This window comes from Gracilibacillus dipsosauri, from assembly GCF_003176895.1.
Taxonomy (GTDB): Bacteria; Bacillota; Bacilli; order Bacillales; family Amphibacillaceae; genus Gracilibacillus; species Gracilibacillus dipsosauri.
Genome location: NZ_QGTD01000008.1, coordinates 184,315 through 206,483, shown reverse-complemented (window position 1 = coordinate 206,483; position 22,169 = coordinate 184,315). Strand labels below are relative to the sequence as shown.

At 37.4% G+C, this 22,169-nt stretch carries 22 protein-coding genes and 1 other annotated feature; of the genes, 3 read left to right on the top strand and 19 right to left on the bottom strand.

The genetic code is table 11. The features are described 5' to 3' along the window. Positions 1–2: 2 nt before the first annotated feature. Positions 3–1,265, bottom strand: a complete 1,263-nt coding sequence (gene hisS, locus DLJ74_RS07975) for a histidine--tRNA ligase (protein WP_109984081.1) — start codon at positions 1,263–1,265, stop codon at positions 3–5. Positions 1,266–1,342: 77 nt separating this feature from the next. Continuing rightward, positions 1,343–1,566 (bottom strand) — a binding site (T-box leader). Positions 1,567–1,617: 51 nt separating this feature from the next. Continuing rightward, on the bottom strand, positions 1,618–1,791 hold the full coding sequence (locus DLJ74_RS20420) for a hypothetical protein (RefSeq protein WP_181397471.1): 174 nt from the start codon (positions 1,789–1,791) through the stop codon (positions 1,618–1,620). A gap of 83 nt (positions 1,792–1,874) precedes the next feature. On the opposite strand from DLJ74_RS20420, the gene DLJ74_RS07970 reads away from it, so the two are divergent. Further along, positions 1,875–2,777: an N-acetylmuramoyl-L-alanine amidase family protein gene (locus DLJ74_RS07970; protein ID WP_109984080.1), complete on the top strand. Its 903-nt coding sequence runs from the start codon at positions 1,875–1,877 to the stop codon at positions 2,775–2,777. Between the two features lie 71 nt (positions 2,778–2,848). Here the strand turns inward: DLJ74_RS07970 and dtd are convergent, their stop codons facing one another. From dtd to DLJ74_RS07935, 7 genes are all read right to left on the bottom strand, one after another. Next, on the bottom strand, positions 2,849–3,298 hold the full coding sequence (dtd, locus tag DLJ74_RS07965; RefSeq protein WP_109984079.1) for a D-aminoacyl-tRNA deacylase: 450 nt from the start codon (positions 3,296–3,298) through the stop codon (positions 2,849–2,851). 14 nt (positions 3,299–3,312) lie between these two features. Then, the gene (locus tag DLJ74_RS07960) at positions 3,313–5,514 is read right to left on the bottom strand and encodes a RelA/SpoT family protein (protein WP_109984078.1); all 2,202 of its coding nucleotides are present in this window, start codon (positions 5,512–5,514) and stop codon (positions 3,313–3,315) included. A 233-nt stretch (positions 5,515–5,747) separates the two neighbouring features. Then, positions 5,748–6,260 carry an adenine phosphoribosyltransferase gene (locus DLJ74_RS07955; RefSeq protein WP_054787799.1) on the bottom strand — a complete coding sequence of 171 codons (513 nt, stop codon included), beginning with the start codon at positions 6,258–6,260 and terminating at the stop codon, positions 5,748–5,750. Beyond that, positions 6,250–8,583: a single-stranded-DNA-specific exonuclease RecJ gene (gene recJ, locus DLJ74_RS07950; RefSeq protein ID WP_109984077.1), complete on the bottom strand. Its 2,334-nt coding sequence runs from the start codon at positions 8,581–8,583 to the stop codon at positions 6,250–6,252. The genes DLJ74_RS07955 and recJ overlap by 11 nt, the downstream gene beginning before the upstream one ends. A 118-nt stretch (positions 8,584–8,701) precedes the next feature. Next, positions 8,702–9,013, bottom strand: coding sequence for a LapA family protein (locus tag DLJ74_RS07945; protein WP_109984076.1), 312 nt, complete (start codon positions 9,011–9,013; stop codon positions 8,702–8,704). A 154-nt stretch (positions 9,014–9,167) separates the two neighbouring features. Then, positions 9,168–11,426 (bottom strand): protein translocase subunit SecDF, encoded by a 2,259-nt coding sequence (gene secDF / locus DLJ74_RS07940; protein ID WP_109984075.1) that lies wholly within the window; start codon positions 11,424–11,426, stop codon positions 9,168–9,170. A gap of 33 nt (positions 11,427–11,459) precedes the next feature. Beyond that, positions 11,460–11,744 carry a post-transcriptional regulator gene (locus DLJ74_RS07935; RefSeq protein WP_054859183.1) on the bottom strand — a complete coding sequence of 95 codons (285 nt, stop codon included), beginning with the start codon at positions 11,742–11,744 and terminating at the stop codon, positions 11,460–11,462. 144 nt (positions 11,745–11,888) lie between these two features. Here DLJ74_RS07935 and spoVB point away from each other — a divergent pair, with 144 nt between their 5' ends. Then, positions 11,889–13,427: a stage V sporulation protein B gene (spoVB, locus tag DLJ74_RS07930; RefSeq protein ID WP_109984074.1), complete on the top strand. Its 1,539-nt coding sequence runs from the start codon at positions 11,889–11,891 to the stop codon at positions 13,425–13,427. 16 nt (positions 13,428–13,443) lie between these two features. Here spoVB and DLJ74_RS07925 read toward each other — a convergent pair whose 3' ends face one another. Together DLJ74_RS07925 and DLJ74_RS07920 are read right to left on the bottom strand one after the other, a co-directional pair. Beyond that, entirely contained in the window at positions 13,444–14,118 is a 675-nt protein-coding gene (locus DLJ74_RS07925) for a DUF421 domain-containing protein (protein ID WP_425454572.1), read from the bottom strand. A 59-nt stretch (positions 14,119–14,177) separates the two neighbouring features. Beyond that, positions 14,178–15,479 (bottom strand): ArsB/NhaD family transporter, encoded by a 1,302-nt coding sequence (locus tag DLJ74_RS07920; RefSeq protein ID WP_109984073.1) that lies wholly within the window; start codon positions 15,477–15,479, stop codon positions 14,178–14,180. Between the two features lie 130 nt (positions 15,480–15,609). Here DLJ74_RS07920 and DLJ74_RS07915 point away from each other — a divergent pair, with 130 nt between their 5' ends. Continuing rightward, positions 15,610–15,993, top strand: a complete 384-nt coding sequence (locus DLJ74_RS07915) for a TIGR04086 family membrane protein (RefSeq protein ID WP_109984072.1) — start codon at positions 15,610–15,612, stop codon at positions 15,991–15,993. An 85-nt stretch (positions 15,994–16,078) separates the two neighbouring features. On the opposite strand, the gene yajC is transcribed toward DLJ74_RS07915, so the two are convergent. From yajC to DLJ74_RS07875, 8 genes are all read right to left on the bottom strand, one after another. Beyond that, positions 16,079–16,339: a preprotein translocase subunit YajC gene (gene yajC / locus DLJ74_RS07910; RefSeq protein ID WP_054787802.1), complete on the bottom strand. Its 261-nt coding sequence runs from the start codon at positions 16,337–16,339 to the stop codon at positions 16,079–16,081. Between the two features lie 23 nt (positions 16,340–16,362). Next, positions 16,363–17,502 (bottom strand): tRNA guanosine(34) transglycosylase Tgt, encoded by a 1,140-nt coding sequence (gene tgt, locus DLJ74_RS07905; RefSeq protein ID WP_109984071.1) that lies wholly within the window; start codon positions 17,500–17,502, stop codon positions 16,363–16,365. Positions 17,503–17,519: 17 nt separating this feature from the next. Further along, entirely contained in the window at positions 17,520–18,548 is a 1,029-nt protein-coding gene (queA, locus tag DLJ74_RS07900) for a tRNA preQ1(34) S-adenosylmethionine ribosyltransferase-isomerase QueA (RefSeq protein WP_109984070.1), read from the bottom strand. Positions 18,549–18,578: 30 nt separating this feature from the next. Further along, positions 18,579–18,779 (bottom strand): DUF2905 domain-containing protein, encoded by a 201-nt coding sequence (locus DLJ74_RS07895; protein ID WP_054787803.1) that lies wholly within the window; start codon positions 18,777–18,779, stop codon positions 18,579–18,581. After that, a complete protein-coding gene (ruvB, locus tag DLJ74_RS07890) occupies positions 18,776–19,777 on the bottom strand; it encodes a Holliday junction branch migration DNA helicase RuvB (protein WP_109984069.1) in 1,002 nt (333 codons plus the stop codon). Before ruvB ends, DLJ74_RS07895 begins: the two co-directional genes overlap by 4 nt. A gap of 15 nt (positions 19,778–19,792) precedes the next feature. Continuing rightward, positions 19,793–20,392 carry a Holliday junction branch migration protein RuvA gene (gene ruvA / locus DLJ74_RS07885; protein ID WP_109984068.1) on the bottom strand — a complete coding sequence of 200 codons (600 nt, stop codon included), beginning with the start codon at positions 20,390–20,392 and terminating at the stop codon, positions 19,793–19,795. A gap of 171 nt (positions 20,393–20,563) precedes the next feature. Further along, complete coding sequence (locus DLJ74_RS07880) at positions 20,564–21,097, bottom strand: BofC C-terminal domain-containing protein (RefSeq protein ID WP_109984067.1); 534 nt, start codon at positions 21,095–21,097, stop codon at positions 20,564–20,566. A 147-nt stretch (positions 21,098–21,244) separates the two neighbouring features. Beyond that, complete coding sequence (locus DLJ74_RS07875) at positions 21,245–21,994, bottom strand: YebC/PmpR family DNA-binding transcriptional regulator (protein WP_054859180.1); 750 nt, start codon at positions 21,992–21,994, stop codon at positions 21,245–21,247. Positions 21,995–22,169 lie beyond the last annotated feature (175 nt).

Here is a 22,169-nt window from a genome sequence, read left to right as displayed (position 1 = left end):
CCTTACAACAATCTTTGTAAATATCCGTTTAATTGCTCTAATTCGATGGTATCTTGCTCACCAGAATCCATATTTTTCACCGCAATTTGATTATTTGCTAACTCATCCTCACCCAGAACGAGGACGAATTTTGCTTGTAAACGATCTGCTGCTTTAAATTGTGCTTTCATTTTTTTACCTTGATAATCCTTGTCGACTTGAATACCTGATTCTCGTAATTTATTCACAATGGATGCTGCTTTTATATTAGCTTCATCTCCGATCGAGATAACATAGCAATCTAATCGCTCATCGATCGGTAAATCGACACCTTCTGCTTCTAAAGCCATAAGTAGACGTTCAATACTCATAGCAAAACCTATTCCAGGTGTTTCCGGTCCGCCAAGCTCTTGAACTAATCCATTATAGCGTCCCCCGCCAGATAAGGTCGTTATAGCACCAAATCCTTGTGCATCACTCATTATTTCAAAGGCAGTGTGATTATAATAATCTAAACCTCGAACTAGATTTTTATCCACAATATAGGAAATGTTCATGGCATCCAAATATGCTTGAACCTTTTCAAAATATTGACTGGACTCCTCATTTAAATAGTCTAAGATAGACGGAGCTGTTGCCATTGCTTCATGATCACGATCCTTCTTACAATCAAGCACTCGAAGCGGATTTTGCTCCAGTCTTGTTTGACAATCCGAGCAAAGCTCTTCCTTCACTGGTGTGAAATGATCGATCAATGCTTGACGGTGATTTTCTCTGCTTTCCTGATCTCCTAAGCTATTAATGACAAGCTTCAACGACTTTAAACCAAGTGATTGATAGGCATTCATTGCAAGAGATATTACCTCTGCATCAATTGCTGGATCCGCACTACCTAATGCCTCTACTCCATATTGGACAAATTGTCGCATTCTTCCTTGCTGAGGACGTTCATAGCGAAACATTGGTCCGATATAAAAAAGCTTAGTAGGTTGGCTTGGACTTCCAAATAGCTTGTGCTGAACAAACGCTCTTACTACAGATGCAGTTCCTTCAGGTCTTAATGTAATACTGCGATCTCCCTTATCCGTAAAGGTATACATCTCTTTTTGGACAATATCGGTTGTATCACCGACACCTCGCTCAAATAATTCGGTATGCTCGAATATTGGAGTTCGAATCTCTTTATATTGATAGAGATTACTTAATTCCTTCAATTTACCTTCGACATATTGCCACTTATCTGAAACACCAGGTAATAAATCCTGTGTTCCTCTAGGTGCTTTCATAGCATTTCCCCCTATTTAATATTCTGTAATTAGCTTTTTCTTTTCAATCTGGAGAATTAGAAAAACTCTCATCCCAAAAAAGGGACGAGAGTTATACCCGTGTTGCCACCCTAGTTGAAGTAATCCATATTACTCCCACTCAAACAGTTAACGCCTGCCTACGTTTATACCTACTTCATTCAGTATAAAGCCTCCAGAATGTCATTCACTAAAGACGGTTAGTAAGAATTCTTTCAGCCATAGGAATTCTCTCTCTTTTCTACCGTTGACATCAGCTACTATTTCCTTCACATGCTTTCATCGTATCATATTATGGAATTGTTTCTATCATAATCGTTGGAAAAGACTTTTGTCAAGATAGATGAGTGCTTTTCTTCCATTTTTGTGTTGAATGAATGGTAATATTCGCCGCTTGAGCGATATTAAACTTATTATCATTGGCAACATAATCTGTATAACCATGTATTTTCCTTGTATTTACACTACTTGAGGACAGTATAAGATTTTGTTTAAAATTGGTTCTCATGAAATCCTCTTCCTTTTTCACTTTTATTTCCATCTATTTTTCGTTAAAATATAAACGAGAAAAGACAAAGGAGCGTACCGTTTGTGAAGAAAAAGCTATTATTTATGCTTTTTATTAGTTCGATCATTATTTTTTCCATGTCATGTTATCTTTATGCAAAACAAGCGCAAATTGAGGGAGAAAATCTAAATGTGCGTAATGGGCCAGGAACAGAATATGAAGTCATTGCACAGGTTAATCCACCTGATACTTATCGTATTATTGAAGAAGTAGACGAATGGATTAAAATTGAACTTGCTACTGAAAATGGTTGGATACATAAAGATTATGCTCAAATTGTTGAAAAGGAAATGCAGGAATCCGAAGAGAATGAAAAAAGCACAACGACTACTCAAGCCTCCCCTACAACATCAGAAATAAAGGATTTTCATTCTTCAGTTTCTGATTTAAATGGTAAGATAATCGTGATTGACCCAGGTCATGGAGGAATTGATGTTGGAGCGATTGGAGCAAGTGGTGGCTATGAAAGTAACTACACGTTAAAAACATCGTTTGTCCTAAAAGAAATGCTGGAAGCTCATGGAGCGAAGGTATATCTTACCAGAAACAAAAACTACTATGTTTCTCTTACAAGCCGTACCACTTATTCAGGTTCTAAGTTTCCAGATGTTTTTTTGAGTCTTCATTATAATAGTACTCCTGAGCTACCGGACGTTAAAGGTGTGGGGACTTACTATTATAGTGACACGGATCAATCGTTGGCTAAATATGTACACAAAGGCATCCTTTCACAAACTGGGATGAATGATCGTGGAGTAGTTCAAGAGGATTTACAGGTGTTACGAATGAATCACCGTCCATCCTTACTTCTAGAATTGGGATTTCTCTCCAATCGAGAAGAAGAAAGTCATCTTAGATCAAATGTTTTCTTAGAATCCATGAGTAGAGGAATTATAATGGGCTTGTATGATTATTTCAATAAATGATCGTTATTACCATTCTCAGACAATAGCAAACCCTCCAATAGTTTGTTTTCTATTGAAGGGTTTTGATCTTTTTATTTACGTTCTGCTGAATCGAGGATAATTGTTACAGGACCTACATTTGTAAAACTTACGTTCATCATTTCGCCAAAAGCACCTGTTTCGACCGTTATTCCATTATTCCGTAGTTTTCGGTTCCATTGTTCATATAGCTTTTCTGCTTGAGCTGGCTTAGCTGCTTGCATAAAATTTGGTCTTCTTCCTTTGCGGCAATCAGCGTATAAGGTGAATTGAGAAATCGATAAGATACTGCCACCAATATCCTTTAATGATAGGTTCATCTTCCCTTGATTATCCTCAAAGATTCTTAAATGTATCGTTTTGTTGACAAGATACTCCAAGTCCTCTTCTGTGTCCCCGTGAGTGATCCCCACCAATGCAACAAAACCATTCTCTATTTTACCAACGGAAGCATCTTTTACGTTAACTTCAGCATCTTTTGCTCTTTGCAATATTACTTTCATCGTGCTAACCTACCTTATTGAATCGTTCTTTCCACTGTATAGACATCCCCGATCTGTTTTAAGCGATCCACTATTCTACGAAGATGACCAATATTGTGTATCAAAATAGTCACATGAATGACAGCAATCTTGTTACGGTCAGATCGTCCATTAACGGCAATAATGTTTGTCTTTGATTCATTAATTACCTGAAGGACATCATTAAGCAAACCTCTTCTGTCATAACCTGAGATTTCTAAATCTACATGATAAGATTTTGATTCAGACTCCTCATTTTCCCATTCTACATAAATTAATCGATCCTTTGCCTCATCTGTATTCACATTAGGACAATCTTTACGGTGGACGGATACACCTCGACCTTTGGTTATATAGCCAATTATCTCATCTCCGGGTACGGGATTACAGCACTTGGAAAGTCTTATTAGCATGTTTTCCACGCCTTCAACTTTCACCCCAGAATCTCGTTTTGATTTCTTCTTAATTGTTTCACCACTTGCGTTTACCTTTTCAATCGTTTCTTCAATATTCTGGTTTTCATCATGCTCTCGGAGCTTCTCTGTCATTCTTGTCACAATTTGTGCTGCTGTAATTCCGTGATAGCCAACTGCTGCAAACATATCCTCTTCAGAAGTAAAGCTGAACTTTTCCATCGCCAATGTAATATTCTCTTCTGTCATGACATCTTTTGGTTCAAAACCAGCCGCCTTAATCTCTTGCTCTACAAGCTCTCGCCCTTTCGTCACATTTTCATCACGACGTTGTTTCTTGAAAAATTGCTTAATTTTATTCTTAGCTTGTGATGTTTGCGTCACTTTTAGCCAATCCTGTGATGGTCCATAAGAGTGCTTGGATGTCATAATCTCTACAATGTCACCATTTTTCAACCGATAGTCTAATGGCTCCATTTTACCATTAATTTTAGCACCGATCGTATGATTTCCTACCTCTGTATGAATTTTATAAGCAAAATCAATTGGCACAGATCCTCGCGGTAATTCAATTACTTCTCCCTTTGGAGTGAATACATATACCATGTCAGAGAATAAATCTACCTTTAATGATTCCATAAACTCTTCCGCATCATGTGCATCGTTTTGCCATTCTAAAATTTCCCTAAACCATGCTAGCTTATCTTCATTGGAATGCTGATTTTGCTTTAACCTTTTCCCTTCTTTGTATGCCCAATGTGCAGCAATCCCGAACTCGGCGATTTCATGCATTTCTTTTGTTCGTATTTGTACTTCTAAAGGTGCACCCTTTGGTCCAATTACGGTTGTGTGTAAGGATTGATATAGATTAGGCTTCGGCATGGCAATATAATCCTTAAACCTTCCTGGCATCGGCTTCCAACATGTATGAATGATACCAAGGACGGCATAACAATCCTTGATGCTGTTCACAATGATTCTTACCGCTAATAAATCGTATATTTCATTAAATTGTTTTTTTTGTATCATCATTTTTCGATAAATGCTATACAAATGTTTCGGACGACCGGAAAATTCTGCATAGATATTCACTTCATCTAGTTGTTTTTTTACTTCATCCATCACTTCTTGGATATAGTTTTCTCTTTCTTCACGCTTTTGTTTCATTAAATGAACAATTCGGTAATATTGCTGAGGATTTAAGTAACGTAATGCTGTATCCTCAAGCTCCCATTTAATGGTGGAAATACCGAGACGATGGGCAAGCGGCGCAAAGATTTCTAAAGTTTCATTGGAAATACGGCGCTGCTTTTCTGTCGGTAAATGCTTTAATGTCCGCATATTATGCAATCTATCCGCAAGCTTAATCAAGATCACGCGTATATCCTTTGCCATCGCAATGAACATTTTGCGATGATTTTCCGCTTGTTGCGCAGCTTTGGACATATATTTAATTTTTCCTAGCTTTGTCACCCCATCTACAAGCATGGCAACCTCTTCATTAAAATCTTTTTCTAGATCTTCAACTGTTACCGATGTGTCTTCTACCACATCATGCAAAAAACCACCAGCTATGGTTTCAGGGTCTAATTTGAGATCAATTAAGATGCCTGCAACCTGAACTGGATGAATAATATAAGGTTCACCAGACTTACGAAACTGTCCTTCATGTGCCTTTACTGCATATTGATAAGCCTCTCTGATAAACCGAATATCTTCGTCGTTTAAATAACTTTCGGCTTGTTCAAATATTTCATCAGGCGTTAATATTTTGTCCTTTGCCATGTAATCACCTTTATTCTTAAAACTACTACTTCCACATTGTATGCGTTGTTGCTTCTAAGAGAAAATGGTTCAATGTTCTTTAAAAAGTTTGTTTTATATAGTGTACCAAAAAAAACAGTAATTTTCCTTAAATTTTCTTGCAAAACTCGACAAGCTTCTTCCTGAGATAAAAAATTAGTTGAATTATTATTCATTTATTGTACAAAAAAGCACTCCGAAGAGCACTTTTTTAATTAATATTCCATTAAAGTTAAAACATCATAGCCATCTAATTTGTCACGTCCATCTAAATAAGTTAACTCAATTAAGAATGCACAGCCGACCACTATACCACCGAGTTCCTCTACCAACTTAATCGTCGCTTCAATCGTACCACCAGTTGCGAGTAAATCGTCGGTAATTAGCACTCTTTGACCTGGCTTTATAGCGTCTTTATGAATCGTAAGTATATTCTTTCCATATTCTAAGCCATAATCGACCTTTATTACTTCACGCGGAAGCTTTCCTTCTTTTCTAACTGGTGCAAATCCAACTTCTAATGCATAGGACACCGGGCAACCGACAATGAATCCACGTGCCTCTGGGCCTACTACTAAATCAATTTGTTTCGATTTCGCATATTCTACGATTTCATTAACTGCTGACTTAAAGGCAGGACCGTTGTCCATAAGTGTTGTAATATCCTTGAATCGAACACCCTCCTTCGGCCAATCCTCGACTACTGTTATATACTTTTTATAATCCATAAACCATTTCCTCCTCTGGCACTGCACCAGTGTTTAATTGTTGATCTATCCAGGCTTTCAGTTGCGGATAGGATGATAAATATAAAGTTTCTTCTACTTTCCTTTGCTCTTGAAGACTTTGATATAAAGAAGATGCCGTTAAATCTTTTTTTTCTGGACTTTGTTTCGGTATAATACGACCACCTTCTCTCGTCACAAAGTTAAGCTCGTGGAAAACTTGGAACATAAATTTTATTTTTTCTAGCTTCCAACCTTTATAGCTTGCCAGCTTAGGAGCATCGACTTTATAATCAAAAAATTGGCGCTGTAAAATTAATTGATACAGCCATTTAAACTCCTCTCTCGTTGGCAAAGTAGTAAAATAGGAGCTTTCTCTAGCCTGAAAACAAGCGTAAATTCTACTAGACTCCACCTTTTGCAAAAGGAAGGTTAATTCTTCTAATGTATTTGGTAAATCAAGTAAGTACAAGGCATTTACGGTTTTTTTCTCTTCTATCACTTGCCTAGCTTCTACCGCATCGATTACATCTTGATATAGATTTTCTTTAAAGTAAACAAAATATTGATCCGAACAAGTAGGGTCAATATGCTTTAACCATGATTGCTGTCCACGGTAGTCAAATAGCTGCCACTCTGATACTGCTAGATCCTTAAGAAATACCTGTGGTTTGCGAATTCCATTCCATTCATTTATTTGAAGTTCAACAACCGCCTCAAGCTTCGACTCCTTAGAAAGTTGATGAAAAAAAGCTCCTAAGCCAAAGCCGATCCCATCCATTACTGTACCAGCTTGCTCCAATTTGACCTTTAAATGATTTTTAGTTGCCCCAATCTGCCTTAGTTCAATTGGGGTTGCTTCGATATGTAAATTCGGCTTAGGATTATTCATTCCAAATGGCGCGAGCTGTTCTAGTTCTTTGATTACCGCAATATCAATATCCTTTAATGGTATTGTCGCATCAATTTTCAGCTGTGGTTTAAAATCTTCTTCTGTTAGGATAGTTTTAGCTTGTTGATCGAGCGCTTTTCTTAATGGCTCGATATTTTTTCTAGGGAGTGTCATCCCTGCAGCCTGAGCGTGTCCACCGAAATGGGTAAATAAATCCTTATGTTCCATCCCATTTTTAAATAAGTCAAAGCCTTCAATACTTCGTGCAGACCCTTTAGCGGTTTCTAATTCTGGATCAATAGCTAACACTATTGCAGGTCGATGATAGGTTTGTACGAGTCTAGAAGCAACGATACCAAGCACGCCTTGATTCCATCCTTCCTTGGCTACGACTAATACATCCATTTCTTCGGTATTACCCGATTGCTCTAATAACTCAATGGCTTCTTCTGCGATATTTGCGACAATCTTTTGGCGCTCTTTATTCAACTCCTGTACATATTGGACTAACTCCTCTGCTTCTTCTTGATCTGTTGCTAATAGTAGATCCACCGCAATATTTGCATCCTGTAAACGACCCACTGCATTTAGTCTTGGACCAATTCGAAATCCAATATCCTCTTCTGTCACCTGTCCATCAATAGAACATTGCTTTTTTAAAGCTTGTAGCCCAATTCGTTCTGTTGTGGCCATTTCCTTTAATCCATATGATACAAGAACTCGATTTTCTCCTACTAAAGGTACTAAATCAGCGATAGTGCCTATAGCGACTAAATCAAGAAATTTCTTTGGAAAATATCCGAGTAACTGTGTAGCAAATTTAAAAGCAACACCAACTCCTGCCAATTCCTTGAATGGATAGTCTTCTGCACATTTTGGGTGGATAATAGCTAGCGCATCTGGTAATTCTTCCTGTACCTCGTGATGGTCTGTAATAATTACATCCATACCTAATTCATTCGCATAAGCGATTTCCTCTGTTCCTGCAATACCATTATCTACTGTTATAATAAGCTGAAAGCCTTGTCTGTGAATCTCTTGGAATGCCGCTTTATTTGGACCATAGCCTTCTGTAAAACGATTCGGTATATAGTAATCACACATGGCACCTTTTTCTCTTAATGCCTCCACCATTACAGTAGTAGAGGTGACACCATCTGCATCATAATCACCGTAAACTAATATGCTTTCCCCTAGTTCTATCGCCTTCTCTACTCGGTTTACTGCTGACTCAATGGTAGAGAACAAGCTCGGATCGTGAAGGTTTTCAAGATTTGGTTGTAAAAAGTCATGGATTTCCTTTTCAGACTTTAGTCCTCGTTGCCATAGTAACTGCTTTACGATAGTGGAATATGGTAGATTTTCTATATCACTATAACGGGCATTTTCGTCGTCTTTATATGTAAAAATCCAATTTGATTGACTTGCTAACATAAATTCACCCCTGACTCACTTATTATACAAAAGTGTATCAAGGGTAGCAAACAGAATTATTCCAACTGTCTTATTTTCATTATTCAGTTATCCATATGCCCAGAAACATGAACTCCTCTTATTGTCTATCCTTTTCTCCAGAATCGAGCGAATTGGTTGCAGTGAATTCAGTAGAGGGATCTAGGTTCTCTCCACTTAGTTCTGATCTCAGTCTTTTGATTTCCTTATTCGCCGTTCTTAATCGAAATAATCCAACTGTAGCTGTTACAACCACTCCCATCAATACGGAAATAAGAATGATTAATATTAATGGCGCCCTACCTGTACCGAATAAATAATTCACTTCAACTGGTTCTACATTGATCACTGCAAAAATAGCGATAATGAGTGCAAATACCACAGTCACGATGATATAGGTTTGGCCTTTCATTTGTAAGCCTCCTCATTGTTGAATTTTCTTATCCTCATTATAAAGGAATAACTTTCCTGTGTCGATTTTTGCCATTTGATTTTAGAATTTAAAAATCCCTCCTGTAATAGGCTATCTATTATAGGAGAGATTATTATAAGAGATCTACTCAATGTTAAACTTGTGGCTTGTCGTTATACTTCTTCTCCTTGTATACAATTGGTTTTTCCTTGATCGATTTTCCTCTCCACACTAACCAAAGCTGTGCTGCAATGAATAAAGAGGAATACGTACCTGCAAATAAACCTATTACCAATGCAAACGAGAAATTAGTTATCGAAGACGCACCAAAGATTAATAACATGACTGCAGCAAAAATGACTGTCAGAACAGTATTAATACTTCTCGTCAAGGTTTCCATTAAACTCTTATTCACAATGTGGGCAAGTTCTCCGAATGAACGCACACGCTTTTTCTTTTTTAAGTTTTCTCGAATTCTGTCAAAGGTCACGATCGTATCATTAATGGAGTAACCAACAATCGTTAAAATTGCAGCAATGATGGTGATGTCAAAGTCTAGTCGGGTTATACTAAAGAATGTCAAGATGAAAAAGGCATCATGTAGTAAAGCAAGAATAGCCGTAACCGCAGAGTAAAACTCAAAACGGATGGTAATGTATATAATAATCCCAACCGATGCATACAATACGGCTAAAACAGCATTTTTCGCTAACTCTTTCCCAACAACTGGAGAAACGGTATTAATCGTTGGGGAGCTTCCGTATTTCTCTTCAAAATAGCTACGAATTTCTGCTACTTTATCTTTGGACAACTCCTTATCAAATTTGGCTACAGCGATGTTTTGATTGTCTCCAGAAAGTACGATAGGACCTGCGGGATTAAGGTCTAATGCTTCATAATGGGATTCCATTTCCTCTGTAGTTAAGGATTGATCGGCTAATACTTCGATTCTAGACCCTGACGTGAAATCAATTCCGACATTCAAACGGAAGACAGCTAAGCATATAATTCCTATCACGACCAATGCTAGGGAAACCGTAAAAAATTTCTTGCGATGCTTAACAAAATCAAACTGACGGCCAAACACCTTTGCTTGCACTTCTTCTTTACTGTTTATATCTTGGATTTGATCCTTCTTCACTCCAAACCAGCCGGGACGTTTGTTTAAGAAATTACTATTTACCCAAAAGCTTAGGAACAATCGTGAACCAAACACCGCTGTGACAAAGCTAAGCACAATACTTACTAATAGTAATGTAGCAAACCCTTTTACAGAGCTTGTCCCAAAGATAAACAAAACGGCTGCTGCGATCATCGTAGTTATATTCGCATCAAAAATAGTGGATAAAGAATGCTGATTTCCTGCCTTAAAAGCAGTCTTGATTGTTTTACCTTGCTTAAGTTCCTCTTTAATTCGTTCATACGTAATGATATTCGCATCAACTGCCATCCCAACACCTAAGACAAGTGCTGCAATACCTGGTAATGTTAAAACACCGTTCATTAATTGGAATACTAGTAAAACTAAGTAAATGTAGATGCTCAATGTAATCGTCGCAATAATACCAGGGAATCGGTAATAAGCAATCATATAGATGAAGATAAGTGAAACACCTAAGAGACTTGCTAGTATTGTCTTATCTAATGCTTGTTGTCCAAATTGTGCACCCACCGAAGTAGAGTATTCCTCTTCTAAATCTACTGGTAAAGATCCAGCATTCAATACATCGGCAAGACGTTGTGCAGATTCTACCGTAAAGTTACCTGTAATTTGAATATCCGTTGTCCTTAATACTTCACTAAAGCCCGGTGCAGAGATAAATTTTGGATCTGACTTTGTTTTTTCTGTTTGATAGGAATCTCCATCTTCATAATCCATCCAAATAACCACTCGATTTTCTAAATCAGGGTTGTTATAAATTTCTTGGGTGACATCGCCAAATAGGTCTTTATTTTTAAATTGGACGGTTACGATTGGCTCATTTGTTGTTTGATCGAAATCTTGTTTTGCACTACCTTCTACAATGTCAGAACCATCAAGATATTCCTTATCATTCACGTCGCGGAATGATAATTCTGCTTGTGTTGCAAGAAGTTCACGAGCTTCCTCCTGGTCCTTTACACCTGCTAATTGAACGCGAATCCGATTTGGTTCTTCAATATTAAAGCTAGGTTCACTTACCCCTAGTGCATTGACACGTTCAGAAAGAATCCTAACAGTGGATTCTAGCAATTCTGGTGTAACCTCCTGACTTTTATCGATTGGCTTGACTTCATATAGAACCTCAAATCCTCCTTGTAAATCAAGACCTAGATTGATTTTGCTTGCAACATTAGAAGATGTCGTACCAATTGTTGCACCTAAAATAATGACGATAAGAAAAAATGCAACAATTCTTCCTTTTTTTATCATATGTAAAGCCTCCCTACAAATTCAACACACAACTTATTCTCCAAATAGTGCTTTAATGGATTCCTGTAAATTAGTATCTTTAAATGATTGCATCGTTAAATAACTCATATATGTATTCGCATTTAAATGAAGGACATCTTGAACAGCCTCAAATAATTTCTTTTCAGGATCTCCTTTCCACACTTTTTCCGTTAGGCAATTCCATATATCATCCTTCGTTGTCTTGTGATATTCAAGCATATGAAATTCGTGGACCTTACTTTCTAACACTCCTTGTAAATCCTGTTTCCAAGCTGATACCTGTTTACTCACACACATTAGGAACCCTCCATCCTCTTTCTATCTGACAGATACTTATTCCATTATATACATTTTTAAGAAAATCGTCATGCTTGTCCTCTCCTCATGCATATAAATTATTGTATATGAAAATTTTCCATTTGAGAAGGTAGGTCGAGCAAAGTGACCAAGCAAAATTTTTTAAAAGGAACAATTATATTAATTATAGCAGGAATGATTACCAGATTTCTCGGTTTTATTAATCGAATTGTAATGGCACGTATAATGGGGGAAGAAGGGATTGGGTTATATAATATGGCCTTACCCACACTTTTCCTCATGTACACCATATCTCAGATTGGTTTACCTATTGCTATCTCCAAACGAGTCGCTGAAGCAGACGCCCGCAAGGATTTTAAAAAAATTAAACAAATTCTCGTCATATCACTAAGTATTACCATTACTCTAAGTATTTTTTCTTCTATACTTATGTATATCATTATTCCATATATTGCGGAGAATTTATTAACCGATGCAAGAGTGTATTATCCAATGCTTGCGATTATCCCTATCATTCCAATTAGCGCAGTCTCCGCTGTCATTCGTGGTTATTTTCAAGGTAGACAAAATATGAAGCCACAAAGTTATGCTCAAGTATTAGAACAAATTGTGAGGATCATTTTTATTATGATTCTTGTTCAATTCCTTGCACCTTATGGATTAGAATTTGCCGCTGCTGGTGCTATGCTTGCCGTAATTATAGGGGAGATTGTTTCATTGTTCCTAATGCTTCATATGTTCAAGCTTAAAAAACGAATTAAACTAAGACAGAATCTCTGGCAATATATTAAGTCGGGTAGAGAAACACTTAACGGACTACTATCCATTGCATTGCCAAGTACGGCAAGTCGAATGGTCGGATCGATTGGAAACTTTTTAGAGCCGATTCTCGTATCGCAAAGCTTAGCCATTGCAGGGTTCCAAACAGCTGTAGCGACAAGTCTTTATGGGGCACTTACCGGTTATGCGATCCCATTACTATACTTACCAACTTTTATTACCCACTCGTTAGCCGTTGCCCTTGTTCCGAATATTAGTGAAGCAGATGCCCATAATCACAAAAAATTAATACATTACCGCATCCATCAAGCGGTTAGATTATCCTTTGCATCAGGGGCGATTGCTACCGTCATTTTAACTTTATTTGCTGATGCGATCCTAACCTATATGTATGGTACCAATAATGCCAGCCTTTTTCTAAAAATTATGGCTCCATGCTTTTTATTTATGTATATTCAATTTCCTTTAAACGCCACATTACAAGCGTTAGATCTAGCAAAGCAAGCAATGTGGAACAATATTATTGCTATGATGGTTAAATTTATTGTTTTAATCGTCCTAACTTCCAATCCAATGTTTGGTATCTATGGTGCAGCTATTGCGATGTGTGTTGGAGTGGTAATTGGAACCATTCTTCACTTATTTGCCCTGTTCCGAACCATTCGTTTTCGTATTCCGCTAGTAATGCTATTTAAAATGATTGTTTTGGTTGGTTTAACCTCATGGCTAGGCTGGTTACTTTCCCATTTGTTTTCATTCCAATTACACCAGATGGTTACATTCTTTGTCATTGCGGTCATCTTATTATGCTTTTATATTCTACTTTTATTTAACCTCAAGTTTATCAGTCTGGAGGAAATACGACAATTGCGAAAAAAATAGCACTTCATAGTGAGTGCTATTTTTCATTTTTTTTATCTATATACCATTCTTTATTCGTATCGATGGAACAAAACGAAATCATATCTAGATCATGATAGTCCCGTTTTTTTAATTGATCTTCTAGCCAGGATGAATCCTTCCCAATTTGTTTCAGTGCATCCTTCTGTATCTTTCCATCCACAATTAACGGAAGTACAAGTCCATTTATTTTTTCACTAAACAATGTATCTGTCTGCTTTTTTTCAATGATCGAAAGTTTACCAGATGGCTCAAGAATAGCATAAGAGACCTTATTAATGCTCTCAATCCCATTCTCACGTAACTGTTGCAGTAAATCATCGAAATTAAAGCGATTTTTCTTCATTTCATATTCATCAATTTTTCCTTGTGAAATTATTATAGCAGGCCTGCCTTCAAACCAAGCACGAAATAGTGGACTTTTCAGTGAGATCCATGCGGTTAAACGCTGAATACCTAATAGGATAGCCATTGGAATTAAACCATAACCAAAAAATAAGCTGAGATCATCGATTGTAAGTACAGCAATTTCTGCAATCATAATGTAGACAACAATATCTAATAAACTTAGCTCCCCTATTTCTCTTTTTCCCATTAAACGGAAAATAATAACTACTACTAGATAATAAAATAAAGTTCGACCAATAAGCATCATGATCTCTTCTATGGACACTATGTCACATCCTCATCTTCATGATGTAACTTAGGGTATCCATTAAAAACGTCTTTATTCTATAATGGCTGTTGAAATGGTAGTAAATAACGAAAATAGACATAGATGGTTGTGATAATTAAACATAAAATCACTATCGGAATCCCATAGAGCATAAATTTCACGAAGGCTATTTTATTGTTACTTGCTTCTGCAAGTCCAGCTACGACTACATTTGCGGAAGCACCGATAAGGGTTGCGTTACCTCCAAGGCATGCACCTAATGCTAATGACCACCATAACGGGTCTAGGTTAGCCATTCCATAGGATTCAAATTCTTGAATGACTGGGATCATCGCAGCAACAAATGGAATATTATCGACAATTCCAGAGAATAATCCGGATGTCCATAGTAAAAGAAGAGATGTTTTGGCCATATCCCCTTCTGTCATCCACATGATAGAGCGTGCGAGCTCATCAATTACTCCAACTTCCTCTAATCCTCCAACGAGCATAAAAAGACCAATGAAGAAAAATAGGGTTACCCACTCGACCTGTTCAAATACCTTTTCTGTCTCCAATTGTTTTTCACTAAGCAATAACAGCATAATCGCACCAGTAAGGGCAATAATCGTCAAATCGACTTGTAGGACTGGATGGAGCATAAAGCCAATAATAGTTAATAACAGGATTAACAATGATTGATAGAGCAACGGACCTTTGATCAAATAATCAGATTCGTTCATAGTCATTAATTGCTTGGGATTTGTTAGTTCTTCTTTTTGTAATGATTTTCTAAAAAGTAGACATAAAATCATTAAAACAATCACAAATAAGAGAATCGCAATAGGTCCTGTGTGCTGTAAAAAAGAAACAAAATTCAATTGTGGTACCGCTTGGCCAATCATAATATTTGGCGGATCACCGATTAACGTAGCAGTTCCCCCAATATTAGCAGTAATAATAATCGTGAGAAGATATGGAAAGGACGGAAGCTTCAATAGATCTGTTAATGTTAGAATAACAGGAACAAACAATAAAACGGTTGTAACATTATCTAAAAAAGCGGAGCCTACTGCTGTTAAGATGGCAATTCCAATTAATAATGGGATTGGCTTTCCTTTAACAAGCTTTGCTAGCCATATCGCTACAAAAGAAAATACTCCCGTTTTTTTTGTGATCGATACAAGTACCATCATCGCAAATAATAATGCAACTGTGTTCCAGTCAATATATCGCGTAATGGCATCCTCCCAATGATAGACATCTGTTAAAAGTAATAAAAGTCCCCCCGCTAGTGCGACGACCGCTCGGTTTATTTTTTCTGACATAATAAAAATATAGCTAACAATAAAAATAACAATTGCAAAAGTTACTCCCAACCAATGACACCTCCAACTATTACTTACAAACCTATATTAATCATTTATATTCGTACAAGCCTAAACTATTCTAAATTCAACTGGACATGCATAAATAATGATTAAATGGAATTACGAGGAGGGAAGATAAATGAAAACTTTTGTAAGTGTTTTGTTTGGTTGGATAGGTATCTTTATTGTTCTATTTGTCGCAAGCCTCATACTAGCATTATTACTTCGCTTTACTTCATTTGGCGAATCAACGATGGAGCTAGTTACACTGCTGATTAGTTTTTTAGCCTTGTTTACCGGGGGATTTATTGCAGGGCTAAAAGCGAAGAATAAAGGAATTCTCGTTGGTGCAATTACAAGTCTTTTATTTACACTATTTGTTTTTTGCTATCGGTATTTAGGACTAGATTCTGTGTTTACTATTGTGGAAATGGTTCATCATACGACCTATTTATTATTAGCCATCATAGGAGCAATTGTTGGAGTAAATCTCTCGGGGGAAGACGAGCAAACAAATTCATAGGAAGATACACCTGAAAGTGACTTTAGTTCTACGTTTTTTCACAAGCTAAAAACAAGCACTCCCAAAAAGAGAGTGCTTGTCTTATTTAGCTTGATACGACATCACGAATTGCTGAACGATCATATGTAAGTTTCGTACCTTCATTCGTAATTATGATCACTGTATCTTCATCTAATGCATGTACTGTCCCATGGAAACCACCAATTGTGACAATTTTGTCTCCCTTTTTCAAATCAGACTGCATTTGGCGTACCTGTTTCTGTTTCTTTTGTTGTGGACGAATCAAAAGAAAATAGAAAATCACAATCATTAGTATCAATGGTGCAAATGTCAATAATCCTTCCATTGTCTAATATTCCCCCTTTCCACTTAAAAGTTTTTTGCGTTCGGTTTATTAAAACCATATTGTTCAAAGAATTCTTCTCTGAAATCTCCAAGTCGGTCTTGCTTGATCGCTTCACGGACTTGTTCCATTAATTTTAACAGAAAATATAGATTATGATAAGTAGTAAGTCTGAAACCGAAAGTTTCATTTGCCTTCACAAGATGTCGAATGTATGCACGTGTGTAATTTTGACAGGTATGACAATCACAATTCGGATCGATCGGATTGAAATCACGTGCATACTTAGCATTTCTTACAACTAATCGACCTTCTGATGTCATACATGTACCATTACGTGCAATTCTAGTAGGCAGGACACAATCAAACATATCGATCCCACGTATTGCTCCATCTATTAACGAATCAGGAGAACCAACTCCCATCAAATAGCGCGGTTTGCTAGATGGTAGCAATGGTGTTGTAAATTCTAGCACCCTATTCATCACATCTTTCGGTTCTCCCACAGATAAACCACCGATGGCATAGCCAGGAAAATCAAGGGAGGTTAAATCACGCGCACTTAATCGTCTTAAATCTTCATATTCTCCACCTTGTACTATACCGAATAAACCTTGTACATCTTTTCTCTCATGAGCCTCTAAGCAACGTTCTGCCCACCTACTAGTTCTTTCGACCGATTTTTTCATATAATCATGCTCTGCAGGATATGGTGGACATTCATCAAATGCCATCATAATATCTGAACCGAGTGCATTTTGAATTTGCATCGCTTTCTCTGGAGATAGGAAGAGCTTCTCTCCATTTAGATGATTACGAAAATGTACTCCTTCCTCCTCGATTTTACGCAAATCACTTAAACTAAACACTTGAAAGCCACCAGAATCTGTTAGTATTGCACCATTCCAATTCATAAAGGAATGGAGACCGCCAGCTTCCTTAACAATGTCATGACCAGGTCTCAGCCATAAATGATAAGTGTTTGATAAAATTATATTTGCTCCCATCTCTTTTAATTCCTCTGGGCTCATCGTTTTTACGGTTGCTAATGTCCCAACTGGCATAAATGCAGGAGTATCAAAAGATCCGTGTGGAGTATGAACTCTACCTAGCCTTGCACCAGTTTGTTTACATGTTTTAATATGTTCATATGTAATTGCACTCATGTATATAATCCCTTCATTTAAATAATTAACATTGCGTCCCCAAAGCTAAAGAATCGGTACTTTTCTTTTACTGCTTGGTTGTAAGCTTCCAATATAAATTCGCGATCAGCTAAGGCACTTACTAGCATGATTAAAGTAGATTTTGGCAAATGGAAATTTGTAATTAATCCATCTATTGCTTGAAATTGATATGGTGGATAGATAAAGATATCTGTCCAGCCATTTCGCTCCTCAAAATTTCCACCCGTATCTCTTGCGATCGTTTCAAGTGTTCTCGTTGAAGTAGTACCTACTGATATAATACGACCACCGCGTTTTTTTACTTTATTAAGCTGCTCTGCTGTTTCACTTGTCATTTGATAGAATTCTGCATGCATTTCATGTGTCGTAACATCCTCCACACTTACAGGTCGAAAAGTTCCTAAGCCAACATGCAATGTAATAAAGGCAATCTCCACACCTTTTTGCTTTATTTCTTCCAATAATTCATCAGTAAAGTGTAAGCCTGCTGTTGGAGCCGCGGCAGACCCTTGCTCCCTAGCAAAGACCGTCTGATAGCGATCTTTCTCCTCCAGCTGTTCTTTAATATAAGGTGGAAGCGGCATTTCCCCTAACTCATCTAATACTTCATAAAAAATTCCTTGATAACGAAACCGAAGAATGCGGCCACCATGCTCTTTAGTATCAACACAAATCGCTCGAAGCTTTCCATCACCAAAACTAATTTCTGTACCTATTTGGATTTTGCGAGCGGGTTTGACTAATACCTCCCAGTCATCCTGTTCCATTTGGGTAAGGAGTAATACTTCCACTTTTGCTCCAGTATCTTTTTTTGTACCAAATAACCGTGCTGGTAACACCTTTGTATCATTCAGTACAAGGCAATCGCCCTTTTCCAAAAAATCTAATACATCATAAAAGTGATGGTGGGAAATGGTGCGCATTTCTCTGTTTAATACCATTAATCGTGAGCTTGAACGGTCTTTTAATGGTGTTTGTGCAATCAACTTTTCTGGTAATTCAAAATCAAAATCATCAATCTTCATTTCGTGACTCCTCTTAGTAAATCTAACCTTTTATTTAAATCGTCCTATTAAGTAAAATATCAGACTTAGGATAATGCTGACAACGATAGATGTCATAATTGGAAAATGAAAGGAAATATTCCCCTTTTTAAAACTAATATCACCTGGTAATTTCCCGACAAATCCCCACAATAACCCTACTATAATGAGAATAACTCCTATTACAATAAAGATTTTGCCAATATCCGTCAAGTATGAGGCACCTCCATATTAAAGTGAAGGTAGGCCTTCGGTGTTACCAAACGCCCCCTAGGTGTACGCTGTAAAAACCCTTGCTGTAGCAAGAATGGTTCATAAACATCTTCAATAGTTTGCGATTCTTCCCCAATTGTTGCTGCAATCGTGTCTAGTCCTACTGGTCCTCCTTGGAAGCTCTCAATCATAGCAAGTAAAAGCTTATGATCGATTTGGTCTAATCCGGCATCATCAACTTGTAGCATTTTCAGTGCCCGCTGTGTTGTCTCTTTTGAAATCGAAGTTTCTCCAGTAACCTGAGAAATATCGCGAACTCTCTTTAATAGTCTATTTGCAATTCTAGGAGTTCCTCGAGATCGACGCGCAACCTCTAATGCCGCTTGTTTATCAATTTTGACCTCAAAAATATCAGCTGTTCTTTCCACAATTGCGCATAAATCCACCATTTCGTAAAACTCTAGGCGGCTTAGGACACCAAATCGGTCTCTTAGTGGGGCAGTGAGCAGCCCTGCTCTGGTAGTAGCACCAATTAAAGTAAATGGTGGAAGATCTAATTGAACAGAACGTGCGCTTGGACCTGTTCCAATGACGATATCCAAACAAAAATCCTCCATAGCTGGATATAAGATTTCTTCCACTGCGCGAGGCAATCGATGAATTTCATCAATGAATAATACATCGCCTACTTCGAGGGATGACAAGATTGCCGCCAAATCGCCGGAACGTTCTATTGCAGGACCTGATGTTGATTTAAATTGAACACCCATCTCATTTGCGATAATTTGTGCCATCGTTGTTTTCCCGAGCCCAGGTGGTCCATATAGTAAAACATGGTCTAAAGGTTCGTTACGCATTTTCGCTGCTTCAATGAAAATCGCTAAATTTTCTTTTGCTTTATGTTGACCAATATATTGTTTTAATAGCTTTGGCCGGAGACTAAGCTCTTCCAATGCCTCTTGCTCCTGTATTTCTCCGGAGATGATTCTATCGTCCATTTGCTATCTCCCTTTCTACTGCTTCATCATTAAGGCAAGTCCCTTGCGGATGTAGCCATCTGGTTCAGTCTGTTTTTCTTCCTTTAATCGTGGTTTAATCTGATTAATTTCTTTATCTGAATAGCCTAGTGCCTTCAATGCTTCGATTGCTTCATTTAACGCAGGATCCATATCTTTTTGTGTCGTTGTTGATTCCTGTTTCTCTACATGATATTCAAAAGGTAATTTACCCTTTAAGTCTAAAATCATTTGTCTTGCCGTTTTCTTCCCTACACCGGGGAAACTCGTAAGGAATTTCTCATTTTCCTGCTCAATAGCCATTACGAAATCCATAACAGAAGTAGAGGCTAGAACAGCCAGCGCCCCTTTTGGCCCAATACCTGAAACATTTAATATCTTTGCGAATAATTGCTTTTCCTCTGGCTCTTGAAAGCCATACAAAGTTTGGGCATCTTCCCTGACGTGGTGATAAGTATAAATCTTTTCCTTCTGCCCGAGCATTGCTTGAAACTGCAATGGGTTAGGACATATTACTTCATATCCGATACCATTTGTTTCTATTAGTACTGCTTGTTCAGTTATTTCGTCGATAATTCCCCTAATATATGCAATCATTTTGTCTGCCACCTTATCTTTTGTCAATCATATGTTCGTATATATCATAGCTCATTGCCTAGTTACAAGCAAGAAATCTTCTTTATATCTATCATACATGATTGATGAATTTAGTACAAAAGGACTCATAAGGCTCTGGAAAGTCAAAATAGTTGAACGATCTAGGATCGCTCAACTATTTACAGGTTCAGATATTTGATAGGTACGGAAGGTTTCAATCACTTGTTGATAATCTTCTTTTGTTTTGATCTTGATACCGTCCTCTAAATCCTCAAGCAAGTGACTTTCTAGCTCATTTGTATCAATATGATAAAAGGATTGAATGACTTCTTCATGAACAGGAACGCCCTCGAAAATCGTCAACACCCCATCATCAATTCCGAAATAACCATATGTCTTTAAATAGGGAGAAATATCATCTACATCTTGCTTAAAATGTATATATCCCTGTTTTTGTTCTACCAATGTCCATTGCTGGTACTGTGACCAAAAATCCTCCATCGATGAAATCTTGGTTGTTGTTTCTTCGACTTCCGTTTTTCCATCTATATATTTTTTCTCTAATTTAAGCTCTATTGTATGTGGCTCTTTCGCTACTACTGGGGATGTTTCCATTTCTTCCATTGGATCGTTCCTTTCAAAGATAAAATAACACCCTATCATAACTAATACTAGAACATTCAATGATAACCATAGTTTACTCATTTTCCATCCTCCATTCAAACTAGGTTACTATTAGAATGTCCAACTATTAGTAATTTTAACCACATACTCGAGAAAAAGCTTCATTCATTCGGCGATGCACTTTCCATATTTTTCTCCATAATAAAAAACCAGGTAAGTACCTGATTTTTAGAGTTGTGCCATTATATCCTCATCAGCATCTAAGTTATGATAGACTTCCTGAACATCCTCCATATCTTCCAACATATTCACAAGCTTCACCATTTTCTCAGCTGCTGCTTCGTCAACCTCGGATAAAGTTTCTGGAATCATCGTAACTTCAGCTGTTTCGAGAGTGAATCCACTCTCCTCTAAGGAATTTTTTACAGATCCAAATTCTTCTGGATCTGTGTATATTTCAAATGCGCCATCACTTGCTTCCATTTCTTCCGCTCCAGCTTCTATTGCTTCAAGCATTATTGTATCTTCATCAGCATCTGTTGTGCTTTGCTCTATTACAATATAGCCCTTTCGATTAAACATAAATGCGACACAGCCATTCTCGCCTAGATTACCACCATTTCGACTAAAGGCATGTCGTAGCTCTGAGGCTGTACGATTACGATTATCTGTTAGTACCTCTACCATGACAGCAGTACCTCCAGGACCATAACCTTCATAGATTAGCTCTTCATAATTTGCACCATCTAATGCACCTGTTGCTTTTTTAATCGCACGATCAATATTATCATTCGGCATATTATCCGCCTTCGCCTTATCTACAGCAAGTCTTAAAGATGGGTTCATGTCTGGATCTCCACCACCCTGTTTTGCAGCAAGGTAGATATCCTTTGCATGCTTCATAAAGATCTTTCCGCGCTTCGCATCTTGTGCATTTTTTCTGCGCTGTATATTCTTCCATTTAGAATGTCCTGCCATGTCTTTCACCCCTTGTAATCTATCAGCAGTCAAATAAACTTTCCTTTTTTACTTTATCATACGAATCAAGATATGAAAACACTCGCTGCCTAAGATAATACATTATTATGATAAGAACAGGTCAAACAAATTCACTAATGCTTTAGATAAAGGGTGACATCCATCAAAGTTTTTC